Origin of the sequence: Mangrovicoccus sp. HB161399, assembly GCF_013184745.1 — a bacterium.
In the GTDB taxonomy this organism is placed as follows: domain Bacteria; phylum Pseudomonadota; class Alphaproteobacteria; order Rhodobacterales; family Rhodobacteraceae; genus Mangrovicoccus.
The window spans coordinates 1-5065 of record NZ_JAATVU010000155.1 but is presented as its reverse complement, the minus strand read 5'-3'; the positions used below and the strand labels follow the sequence as shown (position 1 = coordinate 5065).

Sequence of the window (5065 nt, the reverse complement as noted above, 5' to 3'; positions counted from 1 at the left end):
TATCGCACGCCGGAGCAGGCAAGGATCGACATGGCCGCCAAGATGGCCGCATAGTGAATATCGGCCCAGTCCGGCATCCGGGGGCAAGCTCAGCGGAGCCGGATTCTGAATGACCGGACTGGGGAGCGACCGCTCGACCTTGGGGTTGGCTGGACCGGTTTGCCACCGGCTGAAAACTGCGCTGAACCGTCTTTCGGCGGAGAGGTCGTGAATGACTGGACCGCGATCGGCAGGCCTGAATTTAACCAACGCGGCAAAAACGGCCGCGTCCGTCCGCTGCTAGCCGTTGCCTGTCCCGTTCTGGCGGCATGTTGAGGAAATGCCTGGCCCTCCGTGCCCGGGCCGGGCCATGTCCTGCAGCCACCCTGCCACCGCGTCGCAAGCGGAATGCAGGTGATCCTCCTGGGACAGGGCCGTCATCCGCCGCCGCGGCGCGAGATCATGGTAGCCATCCTCCAGCCACGCCAGGGCGATCCCGTCCGGCAGTCCGTAGCCCTCGACCTCCTCGCGGGAACCGAGCGGATCGCGCGTGCCCTGGCAGACCAGCGCCGGCGTGCGGAGCCGTTCCAGATGCGCAGTCCTGAGGCTGCCGGGCTTGCCCCGCGGGTGGAACGGATAGCCGAGGCAGAGGAGCCCGGCGATGCGGCCCGCGGCCCAGAGCTCATCCGCCATGAGGCTGGCGACCCGGCCGCCCATCGACTTGCCGCCGATGACCAGAGGACCGTCGCAGGCGAGGTCCGCGACCGCAGCCCGGTATTCCTCCTCCAGGGCCTCGACCTTCGGCGGCGGGCGCTTGCTGCCGCCTGTCCGGCGGGCCGCCATGTAGGCGAATTCGAACCTGGCCACGCGCAATCCCCGCGCCGCCAGGCCTTCGGCGATGGCAGTCATGAAGGGCGTGTCCATCCCGGCCCCCGCACCATGCGCGAGCAGGACCGTGGTCCGGCCGGGAAGGTCGCCGTCGAAGCGGAATTCGGTCATCAGGGCTGCTCCTGGCAGGAAAGGTGGCCTTGCAATGCCGAAGAGACGTGTCCCGGGCACTAATCCGGACCGTTTGGGACGGGCCAAAACCATGCGGCTTCATCCCGTTCGCGACCGATTTCGCCGCAGCTTGCCGCGGACCTACGCCTGCGAGCACCAGTTCAATATGTAGGGCAATCTACCCTCCGAAACCCACATGTAGATCGCACCCGAGCACCGCGAAATCTTTGCCCCGATTTCGAGACAACTTTGCCCCGATTTACAGGTTCAATGGGTCCACGCACCGCGCCGGTCGGTGGCGAAGTTTTCGCCGTAGCCGCGGGGGCGGATGTTCGGCTTGCGCTTGTGCGGATCGCTCACCTGCACGTCGAGACCCTTTGCCTCGGCATAGGCCAGCGCCGCTTCCTTGCTGTCGAAGCTCATCCGCACCTGCGCCTGCGTGTCCGAGGACGAGGTCCAGCCCATCAGCGGATCGACCTCGCGGGCCGACGCGGACGGAAATTCCAGGATCCAGGTCCTGGTCTTCGCCAGGCCCGACTGCATCGCGGTTTTCGCAGGCTGGTAGATTCGTGCGCGCATCATGTCCTCCGCCAAGTCTCAGGATCTATAGGGCGCTGCGGCCGCCTCGGCAACGGCGAACCCGCCCGCGGAGCGCCTTGCCACAGGTCAGGTTAAGACCCCGGCAAGGCCGGACGGCGCAGATCGGACGGAAGCGGGAAAATGGCGCGGAAGAAAGGCAGAATGGATGCCGACTCAACCGATAGGGAGCGAGGGGTGGGCGGGTTGCCGGTCATGGCCGACATCCATTGCTGCTGCTTGCACAATCAGTTTACCTTTGGTCGGGCGTTTTTCCAAGAATCTTTTCCCGCTATGGTTGCGAATGTGTCTATTTCGGGGCGATCGGCCCCGAAATCGCCATAATGCGCACCCCTCCGGCCCTACCTCGCCACCTGCTGTCAGCAGCATCGGCGCCCCGCCTTGATCCCGCGGGGCCGCGGCTTCACATAATGGCGGGACTCGCCGAGGATTGCCCGATGCACAACAACGCCCCCGACCACCTGCCCGTCCTGCATGCCCCGATGCCCGCGGGCAGCCGCGAGAAGCTGGAAGGCGGCAGGCGCTTCGTGATGAAGACCGAGTTCAAGCCGGCCGGCGACCAGCCGACTGCAATTGCCGAGCTGGCCCAGGGCGTCCGCGACGGCGAACGGAATCAGGTGCTGCTGGGCGCGACCGGCACCGGCAAGACCTACACCATGGCCAAGGTGATCGAGGAGACCCAGCGCCCGGCGATCATCCTCGCCCACAACAAGACGCTGGCGGCGCAGCTCTACGGCGAGTTCAAGGGCTTCTTCCCCGACAACGCAGTGGAATATTTCGTCAGCTACTACGACTACTACCAGCCAGAGGCCTATGTCCCGCGCTCGGACACCTATATCGAGAAGGAATCGCAGATCAACGAGCAGATCGACCGGATGCGCCATTCGGCCACCCGGGCGCTGCTGGAACGCGACGACGTGATCATCGTCGCCTCGGTCAGCTGCATCTACGGCATCGGCTCGGTCGAGACCTATTCCGCCATGTCCCAGGACCTGATCGCCGGCAACGAATACGACCAGCGCAAGGTGATGGCCGATCTGGTGGCGCAGCAGTACCGCCGCAACGACCAGGGCTTCGCGCGCGGCAGCTTCCGCGTCCGCGGCGACGTGCTGGAGGTCTGGCCCGCCCACCTCGAAGACCGCGCCTGGCGCTTCAGCTTCTTCGGCGAGGAGCTGGAGGCGATCACCGAATTCGATCCGCTGACCGGCGAGAAGGCGCAGAGCTTCGACAAGATCCGCATCTACGCAAATTCCCACTACGTCACGCCGCGCCCGACGATGCAGCAGGCGGTGATCCGCATCAAGGCGGAGCTGCGCCAGCGGCTCGACCAGCTGGTCGGCGAAGGCAAGCTGCTGGAGGCGCAGCGGCTGGAGCAGCGCACCAATTTCGACATCGAGATGCTGGAGGCAACCGGGGTCTGCAACGGCATCGAGAACTATTCGCGCTACCTGACGGGCCGCGCCCCGGGCGAGCCGCCGCCCACGCTCTTCGAGTTCATCCCCGACAACGCGATCGTCTTCGCCGACGAGAGCCACGTCTCGGTGCCGCAAATCGGCGGCATGTACCGGGGCGACTACCGGCGGAAATTCACCTTGGCGGAGCACGGCTTCCGCCTGCCCTCCTGCATGGACAACCGCCCCCTCAAATTCGAGGAATGGGACGCGATGCGGCCGCAATCGGTCTTCGTCTCGGCGACGCCCGCGGCTTGGGAGCTGGAACAGGCGGGCGGCGTCTTCACCGAACAGGTGATCCGCCCGACCGGGCTTCTCGATCCGCCGGTGGAAATCCGCCCCGTCGAGATGCAGGTCGACGACCTTCTGGACGAAATCCGGAAAGTCGCGGCCAAGGGCATGCGGACGCTCGCCACCGTTCTGACCAAGCGCATGGCCGAGGATCTGACCGAATACCTGCATGAACAGGGCATCCGCGTGCGCTACATGCATTCGGACATCGACACGATCGAGCGGATCGAGATCCTGCGCGACCTGCGCCTCGGCGCCTTCGACGTGCTGGTCGGCATCAACCTGCTGCGCGAGGGGCTCGACATCCCGGAATGCGGGCTGGTGGCCATTCTCGATGCCGACAAGGAGGGCTTCCTGCGCTCGGAAACCTCGCTGATCCAGACCATCGGCCGGGCGGCGCGGAATGCCGACGGGCGGGTGATCATGTATGCCGACAGGATCACCGGCTCGATGGAGCGCGCGCTGCGCGAGACCAACCGCCGCCGCGAGAAGCAGGTCGCCTATAACGAGGAACACGGCATCACGCCGGAGACGGTGCGCAAGAATGTCGAAGACGTTCTGGCCGGGCTCTACCAGGGCGACACCGACATGAACCGCGTGACGGCGACGGTCGACAAGCCGATGATGGGCGCGAACCTGGCCGCGCATCTCGACGGGCTGCGCGACCAGATGCGGAAGGCGGCGGAGAACCTGGAATTCGAGGAGGCCGCGCGGCTCAGGGACGAAATCAAGCGGCTGGAGGCGGTGGATCTGGCGATCCACGACGACCCGCTGGCCCGGCAATCTGCAGTGGAAGAGGCCGTGGAGGCCTCTGCCAAGGCGTCCGGGCGTTCGACAGCGGGACGGCCGGGACAGCGCGGCGGCAACGTGAAGCGCAGGAAGAAGCGCTGAGCCGCTAGCGAGCCAGCTGAATCGCCGTCGAACGCACCCCTAAGGTCGCGCGCCTTTGGCGGCATTTCCGTCTTTCGGCAGCGTTCGGGGTCCCCGCCTTCAGGTCCGGTCACTCCGCCGGCATGACGAATGGGCGATCATCCAGGGTCATGTTGCCATAATGCGGAACCGGATGCGGACGGATGCGATGTCGATGTCGATGAAACCGAGGAGACTCAACGCGGTCTTGTCATAGCGCGTTGCCACACGTCGGAACTGCGTGAGCTTCGAATAGCAACGCTCGGCCAACTTGCGCCAGAGGCAGAAGTCTCTGTCGACGGCGCGCCATTCCTTGCGGTTGCGCCGCATCGGAAGGACCGCCACGATACAGCGATCTTCCGGCTTTTCCCGTACCTTGCAGATACCATAGCCCTTGTCGGCAAGGAAGCATGCGGGCTCCGGCAGCTCCTCCGTCAAAACCAGGTCGAACCCGTCCACATCGACCGTTCTCGCTTGTCCGGCGGGAAAACACTCCGCTGGACAAGCGAGAACGGTCGAAACCTTCCTTCTGAGTCCCCCTTTCTGCGCCCGCTGCCTGCTGACGGGCGCGGATCAGCATTCGGCGCCACGCCCGGACCATGCATGGACGGCCCCTCGGCAGGAGCCTTGCCTGGGTTCGGCACTCCGGTTGGTTGCGGCCATGCAGCGAGGGGCAAGTGCCACCGGTCCGAACGCCGCCCCGGGCGCGCCTGATCTGCGGCATCAGGGGCCGCGCGCCCTGGCGAAGTCCGCTGGGGGACGGGTCCCGGTCAACGGCCCGCGGTCTGAGCCGCACCGGACCGGGTGTTCCGTCCGTCCCGTCTCCGCCCCGTGCCATC

4 protein-coding genes are annotated in these 5065 nt (G+C 65.9%); 1 reads left to right on the top strand and 3 read right to left on the bottom strand.

Annotated features, from left to right (window positions below; genetic code table 11):
• Positions 1-279: 279 nt before the first annotated feature.
• Together HCC78_RS31430 and HCC78_RS31425 are read right to left on the bottom strand one after the other, a co-directional pair.
• Positions 280-978 (bottom strand): alpha/beta family hydrolase, encoded by a 699-nt coding sequence (locus tag HCC78_RS31430; protein ID WP_172332654.1) that lies wholly within the window; start codon positions 976-978, stop codon positions 280-282.
• 267 nt (positions 979-1245) lie between these two features.
• Positions 1246-1557, bottom strand: a complete 312-nt coding sequence (locus HCC78_RS31425; protein ID WP_172332653.1) for an ETC complex I subunit — start codon at positions 1555-1557, stop codon at positions 1246-1248.
• 455 nt (positions 1558-2012) lie between these two features.
• On the opposite strand from HCC78_RS31425, the gene uvrB reads away from it, so the two are divergent.
• A complete protein-coding gene (uvrB, locus tag HCC78_RS31420) occupies positions 2013-4208 on the top strand; it encodes an excinuclease ABC subunit UvrB (RefSeq protein ID WP_172332652.1) in 2196 nt (731 codons plus the stop codon).
• 147 nt (positions 4209-4355) lie between these two features.
• Here the strand turns inward: uvrB and HCC78_RS31415 are convergent, their stop codons facing one another.
• The gene (locus tag HCC78_RS31415) at positions 4356-4685 is read right to left on the bottom strand and encodes a transposase (RefSeq protein WP_172332651.1); all 330 of its coding nucleotides are present in this window, start codon (positions 4683-4685) and stop codon (positions 4356-4358) included.
• Between the last annotated feature and the right edge of the window lie 380 nt (positions 4686-5065).

Excerpts from the sequence above, each read along its gene's own strand:
- uvrB (WP_172332652.1), top strand. The coding sequence starts at position 2,013 with ATGCACAACAACGCCCCCGACCACCTGCCCGTCCTGCATGCCCCGATG.
- HCC78_RS31430 (WP_172332654.1), bottom strand. The coding sequence starts at position 978 with ATGACCGAATTCCGCTTCGACGGCGACCTTCCCGGCCGGACCACGGTC.
- HCC78_RS31425 (WP_172332653.1), bottom strand. The coding sequence starts at position 1,557 with ATGCGCGCACGAATCTACCAGCCTGCGAAAACCGCGATGCAGTCGGGC.